12 protein-coding genes are annotated in these 16,543 nt (G+C 60.6%); 6 read left to right on the top strand and 6 right to left on the bottom strand.

Features of this window, described 5'->3' with window-relative positions:
* The first annotated feature begins 1 nt into the window (after window position 1).
* Together H8790_RS12900 and H8790_RS12895 are read left to right on the top strand one after the other, a co-directional pair.
* A complete protein-coding gene (locus H8790_RS12900) occupies window positions 2–1,333 on the top strand; it encodes a MurT ligase domain-containing protein (RefSeq protein WP_187332919.1) in 1,332 nt (443 codons plus the stop codon).
* Entirely contained in the window at window positions 1,334–2,059 is a 726-nt protein-coding gene (locus H8790_RS12895; protein ID WP_187332918.1) for a type 1 glutamine amidotransferase, read from the top strand. It abuts the gene before it with no gap.
* A gap of 154 nt (window positions 2,060–2,213) precedes the next feature.
* Here the strand turns inward: H8790_RS12895 and H8790_RS12890 are convergent, their stop codons facing one another.
* Complete coding sequence (locus H8790_RS12890) at window positions 2,214–4,106, bottom strand: DUF4914 family protein (protein ID WP_187332917.1); 1,893 nt, start codon at window positions 4,104–4,106, stop codon at window positions 2,214–2,216.
* Window positions 4,107–4,469: 363 nt separating this feature from the next.
* Here H8790_RS12890 and H8790_RS12885 point away from each other — a divergent pair, with 363 nt between their 5' ends.
* Together H8790_RS12885 and H8790_RS12880 are read left to right on the top strand one after the other, a co-directional pair.
* Window positions 4,470–5,162 (top strand): iron-sulfur cluster assembly scaffold protein, encoded by a 693-nt coding sequence (locus H8790_RS12885; protein WP_187332916.1) that lies wholly within the window; start codon window positions 4,470–4,472, stop codon window positions 5,160–5,162.
* 18 nt (window positions 5,163–5,180) lie between these two features.
* Complete coding sequence (locus tag H8790_RS12880; RefSeq protein WP_187332915.1) at window positions 5,181–6,179, top strand: GGGtGRT protein; 999 nt, start codon at window positions 5,181–5,183, stop codon at window positions 6,177–6,179.
* Window positions 6,180–6,248: 69 nt separating this feature from the next.
* On the opposite strand, the gene H8790_RS12875 is transcribed toward H8790_RS12880, so the two are convergent.
* Both H8790_RS12875 and H8790_RS12870 read right to left on the bottom strand, forming a co-directional pair.
* Window positions 6,249–7,109, bottom strand: a complete 861-nt coding sequence (locus tag H8790_RS12875) for an EamA family transporter (RefSeq protein WP_187332914.1) — start codon at window positions 7,107–7,109, stop codon at window positions 6,249–6,251.
* A gap of 13 nt (window positions 7,110–7,122) precedes the next feature.
* Window positions 7,123–7,740 carry a DUF4230 domain-containing protein gene (locus H8790_RS12870; RefSeq protein ID WP_187332913.1) on the bottom strand — a complete coding sequence of 206 codons (618 nt, stop codon included), beginning with the start codon at window positions 7,738–7,740 and terminating at the stop codon, window positions 7,123–7,125.
* Window positions 7,741–7,924: 184 nt separating this feature from the next.
* Between H8790_RS12870 and H8790_RS12865 the strand changes: the two genes are divergently transcribed.
* Entirely contained in the window at window positions 7,925–9,637 is a 1,713-nt protein-coding gene (locus tag H8790_RS12865; RefSeq protein ID WP_187332912.1) for an S-layer homology domain-containing protein, read from the top strand.
* A 134-nt stretch (window positions 9,638–9,771) separates the two neighbouring features.
* Here the strand turns inward: H8790_RS12865 and nifJ are convergent, their stop codons facing one another.
* Complete coding sequence (gene nifJ, locus H8790_RS12860; RefSeq protein WP_187332911.1) at window positions 9,772–13,434, bottom strand: pyruvate:ferredoxin (flavodoxin) oxidoreductase; 3,663 nt, start codon at window positions 13,432–13,434, stop codon at window positions 9,772–9,774.
* Between the two features lie 690 nt (window positions 13,435–14,124).
* Here nifJ and H8790_RS12855 point away from each other — a divergent pair.
* Complete coding sequence (locus H8790_RS12855) at window positions 14,125–15,507, top strand: TrpB-like pyridoxal phosphate-dependent enzyme (RefSeq protein WP_187332910.1); 1,383 nt, start codon at window positions 14,125–14,127, stop codon at window positions 15,505–15,507.
* A 60-nt stretch (window positions 15,508–15,567) separates the two neighbouring features.
* Here H8790_RS12855 and H8790_RS12850 read toward each other — a convergent pair whose 3' ends face one another.
* Together H8790_RS12850 and H8790_RS12845 are read right to left on the bottom strand one after the other, a co-directional pair.
* The gene (locus H8790_RS12850) at window positions 15,568–15,774 is read right to left on the bottom strand and encodes a helix-turn-helix domain-containing protein (protein WP_187332909.1); all 207 of its coding nucleotides are present in this window, start codon (window positions 15,772–15,774) and stop codon (window positions 15,568–15,570) included.
* 156 nt (window positions 15,775–15,930) lie between these two features.
* Window positions 15,931–16,452 (bottom strand): SLOG family protein, encoded by a 522-nt coding sequence (locus H8790_RS12845; protein WP_187334313.1) that lies wholly within the window; start codon window positions 16,450–16,452, stop codon window positions 15,931–15,933.
* Window positions 16,453–16,543: the final 91 nt, after the last annotated feature.

The raw sequence follows: 16,543 nt of genomic DNA, 5'->3' as shown, positions 1-16,543 counted from the left end.
CATGCGTAAATTTTTGGCCATCTTAGTGTGCAAGCTGGGCCGGGCCGTGGGCAAATTGGTGGGAAAGGGCAGTTCCATGCCCGGCAAGGCGGCTCTGAAACTCTGCCCGGACATCCTGAGCCGGGTTCGGCTGCCCAAGTATATCATCGCGGTGACGGGCAGCAACGGCAAGACCTCCACTGTGGAGATGATCGCCTCCATCCTCCGCGCCGACGGCCGGAAGGTAGTTTACAACGAGGAGGGCTCCAACCAGATCGAGGGCGTGACCACCCTGGTGCTGACCCACTCCACCTTCGGCGGAACGGTGAACGCCGACGTGCTGCTCATCGAGTCCGACGAGCGCTACGCCGCCCACAGCTTCCGCTTTTTCCACCCCACCCACTTTGTCATCACCAACCTCTACCGGGACCAACTGACCCGAAACGGCCATCCCGAGTGGGTCTATCATGCCATTGAGCCGGCCATTCACCCGGAGACCACATTGGTGCTCAACGCCGACGATCCCCTGGTCTCCTGCTTTGCCCTGAATCACGAGAAGGTCAAGTGGTTTGGGCTGGACCGCGTGCCCTCCGACACGGAGGAGCCGGTGGGCATGTACCGGGACGGCGCCTACTGCCCGGTGTGCAAGCACCCCATGGAATACGACTACTACCACTATAACCACATCGGCCGCTACCACTGCCCCTCCTGCGGCCACCACCGCCACGACACGGACTTCACCGCCACCGCCCTGGACCTCTCCCACGGCCGTTTGACCATAGACGGCCAGGCGGAGGTGCAGCTGGCCTTCCGCAGCATTTACAACGTGTACAACATCCTGGCCGCCTACTCCGTCTGCTCCCTGGTGGGCGTGGGGCAGGAAACGGCGGTGCAGGTCATCAACAACTATATTTTAAAAAACGGCCGCATGGTCCGCTTCACCTTGGGCGGCCATCACGGCATGCTGCTGACCAGCAAGCACGAGAACAGCGTGGCCTACGACACCAACTTAAGCTACATCCGCTCCACCGACGCGCCCTGCACCGTGGTGGTCATCGTGGACGCCGTGTCCCGGAAGTACTTCACCAGCGAGACCAGCTGGCTGTGGGACATCAACTTTGACCTTCTCAACTGCGGCCATGTGGAGCGGGTGGTGCTGAGCGGACGGTACGTCAACGACCTGGCGGAGCGCTTTCTCTACACAGAGGTGCCCCAGGAGAAGATTCAGCTGTACCCGGACATCCATGAGGCCAGCGACTATCTGAAAGCCTCCGGAAGCGAGGACGTATACGTGGTAACCTGCTTCTCTGACCGGGAGAAGATCCTCTCCACCGTGGAAAAGGAGGCGGAGTAAATGAAACTGGTGCATCTGTACCCGGACCTGTGCAGCCTGTACGGCGACTGGGCCAATGTGGCGGTGGTGCAGCGCCACCTCAGGGACCTGGGCCTGGAGGTCCAGGTCGAGCGCTGTGATTCTTGCCGTCAGGCAGACGTTTCCGGAGCGGATTTCGTCTTCATGGGTGCTTCCACGGAGAAAAGCCAGAAGGCCGTGCTGGAGGACTTCCGCCGCTGCGGAGACGATCTGGGCCGGGCCGTGGAGGCGGGCGTACCCATGCTCTTCACCGGCTGCTCCTTTGAACTGCTGGGGGAGGACGTCACCGACGCCTCCGGCGCTGTCTATCCCTGCCTGGGGCTGAGCCCGTTCCACTCGGTGGAGGGCACAGGGCGCATCGTGGGCGACGTATACGGCGCCACCGGGCTATACGACGCGCCGGTGGTGGGCTTTATGAATAAGTGCAGCCGCATCACCGGCGTGGAGACGCCGCTGCTGACCGGCCTTTCCCTGGGCTTTGGCAACAGCGGCGAGCTTGGGCCGGAGGGCCTGGTGCTCCACCGTACGGTGGGCACCCACCTCACTGGTCCGGTGCTGGTGAAAAACCCCCGCCTGCTGCGCTGGTTCCTGGAGGCCATCTGTCAGCACGCCGGGGCGGAGCTCCCCGAGGAGTGGCCGGTCTACCCCTATGAAGAGCAGGGCTACGACATCACCGCACGGGAGCTGCGCAAGCGGTTTGAAAAATAGATGGAACCGTCTTATTGATGATGGCGGTCTCTCCTCAACAAGCAGGCCTTTCGGCCCGTGCGGCCCTGAAAGAGACAAAAAAAGAGACGAACCGGTCGGTTCGTCTCTTTTTTTGTCTCTTATGGGGTCCGCTGCCTGGCTGGCGCGGAAGCCTTTATTTCAGCAGTTTCATGGGGGTCAGCGCCAGGTAGTCCTCCAGCGTGCCGTCGTTTAAGCAGCACTCGATGATCTGGCGTCCCAGGGGATCCAAGTCGTCGGTGAGGAACTGGCTAATCTCCTGCTTGAAGAAATCCGTCAGGATTTTGGCGCCCTGATCGTAGCCCTCGGCCCCCAATTTGGACTGGGTCTCCGGCCGGAGGAAGGTCTGGCGGATAAACTGGCCGTCTAACTTCATATCCAGGAGGGCATAGCCAAAGAGGGGGCAGCGGGCCGGGGTCAGATGCTTTGCCTTCACCTGTCCGCCCACCCGGGCCAAATACTCCCGGGCCAGCCACTCGCCCATGAAGCCCACGTGATAGGCGCCGATGTGCTGGTTGGGGATCAGGACGTTGAGCGTGTTGGGGCAGCCCAGAATCTGCCTGAGCAGCAGGTTGGCCTGCGTCACCTTCCTGCCGGTGGCAAAGGGCCAGTAGGAACCAACGCCCTCGCCCTTAAGTCCGTCGGAGCCCACGATGGAGGGGTTTTTGAAGCCCCGGGGCGACACCAGCCGCCACAGCCACGCCAGGGCCTGGGGCACCACCTGCAGCATGCCCATGACGCCGTAGTTGGGGCTCATGGCGGTGGAGGGCGGCATCCGGACGCCGAAGCTGCGCACATCCACCTCCTGGGGCTCGGAGTCGGGAACGATGTTCTCAATCATGTCCCGGGGAATAATGACCCGGGGATTGCTGCAGGGCTGGCCGTTGGACTCCAGCACGTGCTCCCAAATGAGGCAGGTGGCGCCGGGCACGCCGTCCATATTGAAAAACTCCAGGGGCCGGGGGGGATGGATGGAAATCTTCTCATAGAGCGGGCTGTTGCCATAGGCGTTCATGCCGTCCATGCGCAAAAACCAGCCGTCCTCCGCGTCCATGATGGACAGCTTCCCTGCCTCCGGGTCCTGAATCTTGTTATAGGCCACCGCCATATCGTCGCAGATGGGGTGGATCTTGCAGGACTCGCGCAACGTCATGTAGTACTTTTCACCGGTCACCGTGTGGGTGGCGATGAGCAGCCGGCTGTCCTCCTCCCGGCGGAACTCCTCCAGCATCTCGCTCTTGCCGCCGCCGGAGGCGCCTTCGTGCATGAACACGGTCTCCAGCTCATAGGGGGACTCCAGCATGGCGGCGGAGGCGTGGCAGCAGACCCACCCCTCCTGCTCCCCGATGTCCAGCAGGATGGAGAACACGCCTTTCTTGGCGCTGGGGCCGGGATAGAGGTTGTAGGCAAACACCTCGTGAAGGTCCTTGGAGCGGTTATGCACCACCACCTGTTTGCCCTCAAAGTGGGTGTGGCGGAAGGGCGGCGCCACGTAAATGATGGACCGGGGCTTGTAGCCGTGGGGAATGTCCTTGATGCTGACAAAGGCCTGCATATCCGCAAGGCCCAGGGCAAAAAAGGCGGCGTTCAGCGGACAGACCATCAGGCTGTCATAGCCGTAAATCCGGTCGCCGGCGCGGAAGGGCAGCAGCACCAGGCTCTGCTCGCTGAGCCAGTCCAGGGTCGCCTGGCGCAGCGTGGAGAACTCGTAGCCGTAGCGGTCCTTGAACCGGGGCTTGTCGCTGGGCAGATTATCGCCGATGGCCATGCAGTTGGGGTCCCTGCGGCGCATGTAGTCCTCCATAAAGTTGACCACCGCGCCGTTTTTGCACCGGATGACCTCCGCTTCCTTCACCATGCGGCCCTCAATCTGATACGTCACGTCATACCGGGAGGTATGGGTCGGCCCGTAGACCATTTCATCCAGTTCTTCCTTGGTCTCCGCATAGGCGATGCAGGGGCTTTTCCGCAGGGCCTCCTCCACCTCCTTCGGGAGAATCAGCTTGTCAAAATAACTGTCCGTAAACATGGGATTCCTCCATTCCGCAATTCAGGCGCTCTCAGTGGCTGTACTCAGCCCAATTTAGAAATCAGTATAGCCGACTGCAGTTGGGAAAGCAATACGAATCTTTGGAAAAATCCCAGTTTATACCGGGCCGCGGTTCGGAAAACCCCGGTTAAATCCAACGTCTGTTTGCGCAACAAAAATAATGCAGGAAATGTGACCAATTTAAAAAGAAATGCAAGGAAAAAGCCGGGAAACAGGCGGACTGGCTTGACAGTTTTCCCTGTTCCCGTTATAATTTTTGTGGTTCATTGGACCAGGATCAGATTCCGACGGAGCCGTGGCCGCCCCGTTTTAAGAAAAAGGAGAAGAAAGGAAGAATTCCATATGATCTATTCCACCGAAGTGCAGCATATGTGCCCCGTCGCCAAGGGCGCATATCACGGCCCCGCCCCCATCCCCGAGGAGGGAAAATGGGTCCAGGCAAAGGAAATCAAGGACATCAGCGGCTTTACCCACGGTGTGGGCTGGTGCGCCCCTCAGCAGGGCGCCTGCAAGCTGACGCTGAATGTGAAAAACGGCGTAATTGAAGAGGCGCTGGTGGAGACCCTGGGCTGCTCCGGCATGACCCACTCCGCTGCAATGGCCTCTGAAATCCTCATCGGCAAGACCATTTTGGAGGCGCTGAACACCGACCTGGTGTGCGACGCCATCAACACCGCCATGCGGGAACTCTTTTTGCAGATCGTCTACGGCCGCACCCAGTCCGCTTTCTCTGAGGACGGCCTGGCAGTGGGCGCCTCCCTGGAGGATCTGGGCAAGGGACTGCGCTCCCAGGTGGGCACCATGTTCGCCACCCGTGAGAAGGGGCCCCGCTATCTCGAGATGGCCGAGGGCTACTGCACCCGCGTGGCCCTGAACAAGGACGACGAGATCGTGGGCTATGAGTTCGTCAACTTAGGCAAGATGATGGACTTCATCAAGGGCGGCATGGACGCCAACGAGGCCATGGAGAAGGCCAAGGGCCACTATGGCCAGTTCGACGGCGCCGCCAAGTACATCGACCCCCGCCACGAGTAATAGAGGAGGACAAAGAAAATGGCTCTGTTTGAAAGCTACGAAAGAAGAATCGACAAGATCAACGGTGTCCTCGCTCAGTATGGCATCGGCTCTGTGGAGGAGTGCCGGGAAATCTGCAAAAACGCCGGCTTTGACCCCTATGAGATTGTCAAGGGCATCCAGCCCATCTGTTTTGAAAACGCCTGCTGGGCGTACTGCGTGGGCGCCGCCATCGCCATCCGTGCCGGCGCCAAGAACGCCGCCGAGGCGGCCAAGCTCATCGGTGTGGGACTTCAGTCCTTCTGCATCGATGGCTCCGTGGCCGAGGACCGCAAGGTCGGCCTGGGCCACGGCAACCTGGGCGCCATGCTGCTGAGCGACGAGTCCAAGTGCTTTGCCTTCCTGGCCGGCCACGAGTCCTTTGCCGCCGCCGAAGGCGCCATCGGCATCGTGAAGAACGCCAACAAGGCCCGCAAGGAGCCCCTGCGGGTGATCCTCAACGGCCTGGGCAAGGACGCGGCTCAGATCATCAGCCGCATCAATGGCTTCACCTATGTCCAGACCCAGTTTGACTACTACACCAGCGACCTGAAGATCGTCCGCGAGATCCGCTACAGCGAGGGTGAGCGGGCCAACGTCCGCTGCTACGGCGCCGATGACGTCCGCGAAGGCGTGGCCATTATGCACCACGAGGGCGTGGATGTGTCCATCACCGGCAACTCCACCAACCCCACCCGCTTCCAGCACCCTGTGGCCGGCACCTATAAGAAAGAGTGCATCGAGCAGGGCAAGAAGTACTTCTCCGTGGCCTCCGGCGGCGGCACCGGCCGCACGCTGCACCCGGACAACATGGCCGCCGGCCCCGCCTCCTATGGCATGACCGACACCATGGGCCGCATGCACTCCGACGCCCAGTTCGCAGGGTCCTCCTCCGTCCCCGCCCACGTGGAGATGATGGGCTTCCTTGGCATGGGCAACAACCCCATGGTGGGCGCCACCGTTGCTGTGGCGGTCGCCGTGTCGGAATCCATGAAATAATCCCTGATTGTGTGAAGCCGCCCCGGAGCAACTGCTCCGGGGCGGCTTTCATAGAATGCCAATAGCCGATCAGATCAGCATCACCAGGGTGCCGGCGGTGATGAGCCCAAGGCCGGCGCCGGCCTTTACCGTCAGCCTTTCATGAAAGACCACGGCGGAAAAGGCGATGGTCACCAGGATGCTCAGCTTGTCGATGGGCACCACCACGCTGGCGGGCCCCTCCTGCAGCGCCCGGTAGTAGCAGAGCCAGGATGCCCCGGTGGCCAGGCCCGAGAGGCAGATGAACCCCAGCTCTCCCCGGGGCACCTTTGCCACCTCACGCAGCTTCCCCGTAACAAGCACCACCACCCAGGCCATAACCAGCACCACCCCATTGCGGATGGCCGTGCCCAGGTTGGACTCCACGCCGCTGATGCCCACCTTCCCCAAAATGGAAGTCAGGCTGGCAAAGACCGCCGAGCAGGCGGCGTAGACCAGCGCCTTCCCCTCCTCTTTTCCCCGGGGGGCGCCGCTTTTCCGCTGGATCATCAGATAGGTCCCCGCGCCGATGGCCACAAGCCCCACAGCCTTGCTCACGGAGATGGGCTCCCGGAGGAAGAGGAAGGCCAGTAAAATGGTGAGGATGATGCTGGACTTGTCGATGGGCACCACCTTGTTCACATCCCCAAGCTGCAGCGCCCGGAAGTAGCACAGCCAGGACGCCCCTGTAGCCAGGCCCGACAGCACCAAAAACGTCAGCGTCCCTGCACTGATCTCACGGATGCCGCTATAGGAGCCCACCACTACCACCATCACCCATCCCATCACCAGCACCACCACGGTGCGGATGGCCGTGGCCACGTTGGAATCCGTCCGGCGGATGCCGCACTTGGCCAGGATGGAGGTGACGCCGGCAAAAAATGCCGAGCCAAACGCAAATAGAACCCACATGCAACCGATCTCCTTACTGGACGTTCAGAGTATACCCTTCCGGCAGCGCGGCGAGAAGCAGCGCCTTTACGCTCTGGCCCGCCTTTTCCCCGGCCTCCTCCAGCAGTCCCTTCTCCAGAGCCCTGCGCTCCATCTCCTGCTGCTGGTCCTGGCGGAAGGCCGTGAAGTCCTCCACCGTAAAGGGGTTGAAGATGCTGGTCTTTTCGTCAAAGACCTCCACGCTGTCCTCGTCGATGGAGTGGGAGAGGATGGCTGCCTCCGGCAGCTCCACGCGCACCTCCGTGCCCTTGAGCTCCACCCGGGCAAGGGACAAATCCACGCCCGCCTTGATCTCCCCGTCATAGGTGAGGATGAACTTTTTGGTGGTAAAGGGCACCTTCATGCCGTAAAAGTCGTTGCTGCTTTCAAACTGGGCCATATTGGTGTAGGAATAGGTGACAGTGGCCAGCTCGCTGATCGCTGTCAGCCGGTTCTCCAGCACCACTGCAGAAAGCGTCTCCTGTTTCCCCCCGGCGCTGAAGCGGCCGCCCAAAAAGCAGCCCAGCCCCACTAAGAGGCACAGCGCCGCCGCTGCCGCTCCCCGCCTCAGCGTGCGGAAGGGGCGCTTTCTCTCTTTTTCTATTGTCTCCATGGAAGCCTCCTCTTATCAATCTCTTAAAATAAATTGTAGCATGCGCGGTGAAAAATACAAGACGCGTCTGAACAAATGGGTCCTGCAATATTTTCCTTGACAGGCAGTCTGTTTTGTATTATTGTGTTATTGTACTAATTTATAGGTACAGTCTGAATAGTGACCTGGAAAGAGAGGAACATGTATGACCCATAGATACAACTGGAGGCGGCTTTTTTGCCTGTGCCTTGCTTTGATGCTGCTGTTGACCACCGGGGCGATGGCCGCCGAGAACGATGCATCCTCCCGGCAGGAGGACCTGGACTTCCTGTATGAGACGCTGTCCACCTACCATCCCAACCTCTTCGCCAACACGCCGGAATCCGTCTTTTTGGAGCGCAAGGCGGAGATAGAGCAGCGGCTGGGCACGGTGAGCGACGTGGAGTTTGCCATGGACCTTCAGAGCCTGACTGCCCTGGCGGGAGACTCCCACACCTCGCTGGCCCTGGGCGGCAGCCTGGCCGAGCAGATGCACTTCTACCCCATGGCCCTCACCTGGATGGACGGCAAGTGGTACCTCAGCGCCGCAGAGTCCAGCAGCCTCCTGGGCCGGCAGGTGACTGCCATCAACGGCCGCACCATGGACCAGGTGGTGGAATCCTTCCGCCGGCTGCTCAGCGCGGACAACGGCGTGAAGCTGCGGCGGCAGTACCGCCAGTCCTGCAATGTGGCCGAGTTCTATGACTATGTGGGGATCGCTGAGCAGGGCCGCCCCCTGACGCTGACCTTCTCCGACGGAGCATCCCTCTCCCTTCAGGCTGTGGATACGGAGGCCCTTTCCCAAATGACGGTCAGCCGCCTCTCAGACCGGCGCTCCGCAGAGCCTGAGACCGCGGCCGCCAATGCCTACTACTGGTCCAAATTCCTGAAGGACGGCAGCTACTATATCCAGTACAACATCTGTCAGGAGGACCCGGAGCTGCCCATGGAGACGTTCGCCGGACAGGTCTGGAGCGATCTGGACGCCCAGCCCGTCCAGCGGGTGATCCTGGACCTGCGCAACAACGGCGGCGGCTCCGACGGGGTCATCTGGCCCCTATTTGAAGTCCTGGCGGACAGCGGCGCCCAGCTGATCTGCCTCATCGGCGAGTCCACTTTTTCCTCCGGCATCATCAACGCTGTGGAGCTTCAGGAGATGGGCGCGGTGCTCTTGGGCGAGGAGACCTCCGGCAGCGTCAGCCACTTCGGCTCTGTGAAGAGCTTCAGCCTGCCGGGCTCCGGCCTCCGGGGCGGCATGTCCTCCAAATATATTGACCTCAATACGCTGTTGGACGCGGGCGCCGGGCGGCAGGTGATCCCCCTGGCGCCGGACGTGGCGGTCCCCCAGACCTTAGACGACTACCTATCGGGCAAAGACTCCTGCGTGGAGTATCTCTATGCCCATCCGGAACGGCTCTCCCAGGCGGAGCATCCGGACGCGCCCCTGACCCGGGGCCGCTTCCTGGGGCAGATCCATCAGGCGGCGGAGCCGCTTTTTGAAGCCGGCACTGCATCCGACGGCTCTTGGGACGATCCGCCCTTCACCGATCTTCTGGGCATCGAATGGTTCCGCCACCCCCTGAACTGGGCCCATCAGTCCGGTGTGGCCAAGGGCAACGGCGACGGCACCTTCTCCGCCGCCAGAATCCTGACCTGGCAGGAGGCGGCCGTGTTCCTGGTACGCTCTGCCGGCGCCCTGGGGCTGGAGCCGGAAACGGTCCGGACCTCCCCCCTGCCCGCCGCCCTGGCCGCGCCCGGCTGGGCGGAGCGGGAGCTGAACCAGGCATGGGCCTGGGGGCTGCTGCCGGAGGACGGGGATTTTACAGCGTCCCCCACACGCGCCCAAGGGCTTTCCATGGCTGAGGCGCTGCTCTCCTGATCTGCGCACCTGTTCCCGCTTACGCGGGAACAGGTTTTTCCTTTTTTGAAGAAGTGCCCGAGGCGCTGCGGCGCGCTTTGGATAGAAAAAGGCCACGGGAATTCCCGTGGCCTTTTCTAACTGAGATGGAGCGATCAGCCCTCGTACATGGCCTTCAGCTTGAGCAGGTGCTCATAGCGGGCCTTGGCGGCTGCCTCAGACTTGGCAAACAGCTCGGATGCGCGGTCCGGGAACTCCCGGGTCAGACGGCTGTAGCGGGCCTCGTTCATCAGGAACTCCTGATAGCCGCCTGCGGGCGCCTTGGAATCCAGGGTGAACTTGGAGCCCTCCGCCGCGGGATTGAAGCGGAACATGTTCCAGTAGCCGCAATCCACGGCGCGCTTCATTTCCTTCTGGCAGTTGACCATGCCGCCCTTGATGGAGTGCATCTCGCAGGGGGCGTAGCCGATGATGAGGGACGGGCCGTGATAGGCCTCGGCCTCGGTGATGGCCTTCAGGGTCTGGGCGGGGTTGGCGCCCATGGCCACCTGGGCCACATAGATATAGCCGTAGCTCATGGCAATCTCGGCAAGGCTCTTCTTCTTGATCTCCTTACCAGCGGCGGCAAACTGGGCCACCTGGCCGATGTTGGAGGCCTTGGAGGCCTGGCCGCCGGTGTTGGAGTACACCTCGGTGTCGAAGACGAAGACGTTGACGTCGTTTCCGGAAGCGAGGACGTGATCCAATCCGCCGAAGCCGATGTCGTAGGCCCAGCCGTCGCCGCCGAAGATCCACATGGACTTCTTGGCCAGGTATTCCTTCTTGGAGAGGATCTCCTCCGCCAAAGTGCAGGCATCGCAGTCGCAGTACTTGGCACCGGAGGCCTTCAGGCTCTCCATGTGGGCCTTCATCTCGGCGTGCTTGGCACCGAACACCTCATGGCTTGCGGGGCTGCCGATGAACGCCATGCACTGATCCACCGTCATGAGGCCCTCTTCGAGGGCGGCGATGTAGGCGCGGGTGGCCTCGGCGTTGGCCTCGCCATCCTCCATGGTATCCAGCCACTTCTGAGCGGCCTCCTTCAGGCCGGACCAGGCGTGGGGCACGGCGATCAGGGCACGGGTCTTCTCAGCCAGGCTCTGACGGACGGCGTTCTGGCCCAGATACATACCCAGGCCGTGCTCGGCGTTGTCCTCAAAGAGGGAGTTGGACCAAGCGGGGCCGTGTCCGGCCTTGTTGGTGCAGTAGGGGGAGGTAGCGGCCGGTCCGCCCCAGATGGAGGAGCAGCCGGTGGCGTTGGAGATGTACATGCGCTCGCCGTAGAGCTGGGTGACGAGGCGGGCATAGCTGGTCTCGGCGCAGCCGGCGCAGGAGCCGGAGAACTCCAGCATGGGCTGCTTGAACTGGCTGCCCTTGACCGTGTTGTCCTGCATATCCTTCTTCTCGGAGACCTTGTCGACGCAGTAGTTGAAGACCTCCTGCTGGGCGGCCTCCTCTTCCTGGGGAACCATGGTCAGGGCGTTCACCGGGCACTGGCCCACGCAGACGCCGCAGCCCATGCAGTCCAGCGGAGAGATGGCCATGGTGTACTTGTAGACGCCCTTGCCCTTGCCGGCCTTGACGTCCACGATCTTGGCCGCCGCGGGAGCGGCCTTGGCCTCCTCCTCGGTGAGGGCGTAGGGACGGATGGTGGCGTGGGGGCAGACATAGGCGCAGTTGTTGCACTGGATGCACTTGGTGGAATCCCAGGTGGGCACGCTGACGGCCACGCCGCGCTTTTCATAGGCAGCGGCGCCCTGCTCGAACTGGCCGTCCACATGGGGCAGGAACGCGGAGACGGGCAGGCTGTCGCCGTCCATCTTGGAGATGGGGAACAGGATGTTCCTGACCTGCTCCACCAGCTCAGGCTTGCCGGCAAGCTGCTGGGACGTGGAGGCATCCTGGGCGGAGGCCCAGTCGGCGGGCACGTCGAACTTCTTGAAGGCGCTGGCGCCCATGTCGATGGCCTTGTGGTTCATATCCACAATGTCCTGGCCCTTCTTCAGGTAGGAATGGGTGGCGGCGTCCTTCATGTACTTCACAGCGTCTTCCTGGGGCATGACCTTGGCCAGGGCGAAGAAGGCGGACTGCAAAATGGTGTTGGTGCGCTTGCCCATGCCGATCTTGGCGGCCAGGTCGATGGCGTCGATGGTGTAGACCTGGATGTTGTTCTCAGCGATGTAGCGCTTGGAGGCGGCGTCCAGATGCTCGCCCAACTCCTTGGTATCCCACTGGCAGTTGATGAGGAAGGTGCCGCCGGGCTTGACGTCCCGGACGATGGGGAAGCTCTTGGTGATGTAGGCGGGCACGTGGCAGGCCACAAAGTCGGCCTTGTTGATGTAGTACGGGCTCTTGATGGGCTTGTCGCCGAACCGGAGGTGGCTGATGGTCACGCCGCCGGTCTTCTTGGAGTCGTACTGGAAGTAGGCCTGGATGTACTTATCGGTGTGGTCGCCGATAATCTTGATGGAGTTCTTGTTGGCGCCGACGGTGCCGTCGCCGCCCAGGCCCCAGAACTTGCAGGCGATGGTGCCCTCGGGGGCGGTGTTGGGGGCGGCCTTCTCCTCCAGGCTCAGGTGGGTCACATCGTCCACGATGCCGATGGTGAACTGGCGCTTGGGAGCGGCCTTGCTCAGCTCCTCATACACGGCAAACACGCTGCGGGGCGGGGTGTCCTTGGAACCCAGGCCATAGCGGCCGCCGATGACGGTCACATCGCCGCGGCCGGCGTTGGCAAGCGCCGTGACCACGTCCAGATAAAGGGGTTCGCCCTGGGCGCCGGGCTCCTTGGTGCGGTCCAGCACCGCGATCTTCTTGGCGGTGGCGGGAATGGCGGAGAGCAGCTTGTCGGCGGCGAAGGGGCGGTACAGGCGGACCTTGATGAGGCCCACCTTTTCGCCGTGGGCGTTCAGGTAGTCGATGACCTCCTCGCTCACGTCGCAGATGGAACCCATGGCGATGATGACGCGGTCAGCGTCGGGAGCGCCATAGTAGTTGAACAGCTTGTAGTCGGTGCCCAGCTTAGCGTTGACCTTGCCCATGTATTTCTCCACCACGGCGGGCAGAGCGTCATAGTACTTGTTGCAGGCCTCGCGGTGCTGGAAGAAGATGTCGCCGTTTTCGTGGCTGCCGCGCATCTGGGGATGCTCGGGGTTCAGGGCGTGCTTGCGGAAGGACTCCACAGCGTCCATATCGCACATGTCCTTCAGGTCGTCGTAATCCCACACGGCCACCTTCTGGATCTCGTGGGAGGTGCGGAAGCCGTCGAAGAAGTTGACGAAGGGCACGCGGCCCTCAATGGCGGCCAGATGGGCCACGGCGGAGAGGTCCATGACCTCCTGGACGTTGCCCTCGCAGAGCATGGCGAATCCGGTCTGGCGGCAGGCCATAACGTCGGAGTGGTCACCGAAAATGTTCAGCGCGTGGGTGGAGACGGTACGCGCGGACACATGGAACACGCAGGGCAGCAGCTCGCCGGCGATCTTATACATGTTGGGGATCATCAGCAGCAGGCCCTGGGAAGCGGTATAAGTGGTGGTCAGGGCACCGGCGGCCAGGGAGCCGTGGACGGTGCCGGAAGCGCCGGCCTCGGACTGCATCTCGCAGACCTTCACCGTGTTTCCGAAAATATTCTTCTGGCCGGCAGCGGACCACTGGTCGACCAGGTCTGCCATGGGGGAGGACGGAGTGATCGGATAGATCCCCGCCACTTCGGTAAACGCGTAGCTGACATATGCGGCCGCGTTGTTACCGTCCATGGACTTAAACTTTCTTGCCATAAACTAACCTCCTATTTTTTCTTGCTGCCTTGCGCAGCATCGGTTTGCATCAGTCAGGCTTTCTGCATACAGCCAGTATTATAACACTCCAGGTCAATGCTGTAAATGCAGGCTCGTTATTTTTTACACAAATTTCTTATTTTCTGCGGAAAGCCTAAAAAGGAATCGTTTTTTTGCGCACTTTTATAGAAAAGTTGTGCCAGATTTTCAATTTTTTGCATAATAACTTGCAGAATTCACCGGGGGCATCCGCAATATGAAAGGAATCCTTATTTTTGACAGGAAACCCGTTTTTTCGAACGCGTTCTTAACGCCGGAAGGGCGGCGTGAAAAATTTTTCTTGACAGCTGCGGCGCGGTGTGCTAAACTGCAAAAAACCGTTGAGGAAGAGCAAGTACGCGCAGTCACTCCGTTCCAGAGAGCCGCAGGTTTGGTGGGATGCGGTGCGGCGGGCGGCGCCGAATGGGCTTCTGAGGGCGAACCGAAGGGGAGCTTCCCCGCGTAGGCGAGCCGGAGTTGGGCACTCCGTTACGAACAGCCGGCGTATACGACCGTGTACGCGCTAAGTGGACGCAAAACGCGTCAAGCCGGGTGGCACCGCAGGAGTTTACCGCTCTTGTCCCAGCAAGTATTGCAGGGGACAGGGGCGATTTTTTGTACCCTTTCCCCAGTCAGAAAGGAGAAATTACCATGGCAAACGAAAAAATCCCTTACAAAATCTATCTGACCGAAGAGGAGATGCCCAAGAGCTGGTACAACGTCCGCGCGGACATGAAGAATAAGCCCGCCCCCCTGCTGAACCCCGGCACCCTCCAGCCCATGGGCTTTGAGGACCTGCGCGGCGTGTTCTGCGACGAGCTGATCCGCCAGGAGCTGGACAACGACACCGCCTACTTCCCCATCCCGGAGGAAATCCGCAGCTTCTATAAGATGTACCGCCCCTCCCCCCTGGTCCGGGCCTACTGCCTGGAGGAAAAGCTCCAGACCCCGGCCAAGATTTACTATAAGTTCGAGGGCAACAACACCTCCGGCTCCCACAAGCTCAACAGCGCCATCGCCCAGGCGTACTACGCCAAGGAGCAGGGCCTCAAGGGCGTGACCACCGAGACCGGGGCCGGCCAGTGGGGCACGGCGCTGTCCATGGCCTGCGGATACCTGGGTCTGGACTGCAAGGTCTACATGGTGAAGTGTTCCTATGAGCAAAAACCCTTCCGCCGGGAGGTCATGCGCACCTACGGCGCGTCCGTCACCCCCTCCCCCAGCGAGTCCACCGCCGTGGGCCGGAAAATCCTCGCCGAGCACCCCGGCACCACCGGCTCCCTTGGCTGTGCCATCTCCGAGGCCGTGGAGGTGGCCACCACTACCCCCGGCTACCGCTATGTGCTGGGCAGTGTGCTGAACCAGGTGCTGCTCCACCAGAGCGTCATCGGGCTGGAGACCAAGGCGGCCCTGGATAAATACGGCGTGGTGCCCGACATCATCATCGGCTGCGCCGGAGGCGGCTCCAACTTAGGCGGCCTGATCTCCCCCTTCATGGGCCAGGAGCTGCGGGGCGAGGCCAAGTACCGCTTCATCGCCGTGGAGCCCGCAAGCTGCCCCAGCCTCACCCGGGGCCGGTACGCCTACGACTTCTGCGACACGGGCATGGTCTGCCCCCTGGCAAAGATGTATACCCTGGGCTCCAACTTCATCCCCTCGGCCAACCACGCCGGCGGGCTGCGCTATCACGGCATGAGCTCCATTTTGTCCCAGCTCTACCACGACGGCTACATGGAGGCCCGGTCCGTGGAGCAGACCTCCGTCTTTGAGGCGGCGGAGCTGTTCGCCCGGGTGGAAGGCATCCTGCCCGCCCCCGAGTCCAGCCACGCCATCCGGGTGGCCATCGACGAGGCCATGAAGTGCAAGGAGACCGGCGAGGAGAAGACCATCGTCTTCGGCCTCACCGGCACGGGATATTTTGACCTGGTGGCCTATCAGAAGTTCCACGACGGCGAGATGGTCGACGTCATCCCCACCGACGCGGAGCTGGAGGAGAGCTTTGCCCAGCTTCCTCCCCAGCCGGAAACCCTGTAAAAAGCGTTTTCCCCTCTCAGAAACAGGCGGAGCCGCGGCAGTTGCCGCGGCTCCGCTTTGCTATTTAACGTCTGGTTCGTATTCAGCAATATCTTCCAATTTACAGTTCAGCACAGCGCATAATTTATTCAATGTCTTTGTTTCCATGTTTTCATTTGCCCGTAACCGTCTAACTGTTTTGCTGTCTATACCGCCCTTTTCTCTCAAATCGTATGTGGATATATGTTTTTTATCCATGGTTATCCATAGCTTATCGTATTTTATCATAAAACATATTCCCCCCCTGACACAAATTAGTATGGGGGTTATAATCCTAATTGTTAAGGGGATATAACCCCCATATTGTGTAGGGGATGGATATTTGACCAAGCGCCTCAAACAGTAAGCCGCGGCAGTTGCCGCGGCTCCGCTTTGCTATTGGGCTCAAAGAGGTGGGAGTATAATCATTGTCCGATTGCGCCTTCTTGCATAATCCACGGTATATCCCGTACCTCCTGACTGTCCATTCCACACTGCCAAAACAAATTGGCTGTTGTCAACCATATAACGGTTTCTAAGCAAAAAGCAATCCCGTGAATAGAACTCTTGTAATACGGTTTTCCGGTCACAGCGGTGTAAAATGGAAACATACCGTTTTCTATCAGCGCTTTTCCATCGCTCAGCCTGCTCAGGACAAGGAATTACACATTCTAAGATTATTTCGGGCCAATACAACTTTTCCTCCAAAACGAGTTCCGCCGCCCAAGTATCCACCCCCAAGGCCATACCAGAAAGGAAGTGTTGAACCCCTTCCTCTTGATGCAGCCGTCGAATTTCTTTCTGTAGCCGCTCCTTCAATGCATGACAGCGGAAATCCTCCTCCCGATTTCCCCAGGGCAAGGACTGGGGCCTATGCCCGGTAAAGCAACATGTTTTCAGCAACCTCAACCACCTCCGTGCGACCATTTTCTCTTTTTTGTCGCAAAAAAAGTGTAGCATATTTTTCATTTATACGCAAGTGCGTATACGCGCAAGCGAATATGCCGATACCATTTGG

This window comes from Oscillibacter hominis (assembly GCF_014334055.1).
GTDB lineage: Bacteria > Bacillota > Clostridia > Oscillospirales > Oscillospiraceae > Oscillibacter > Oscillibacter hominis.
Note: the sequence above shows the minus strand (reverse complement) of the source record. Positions and strands in the feature narration are given on the sequence as shown.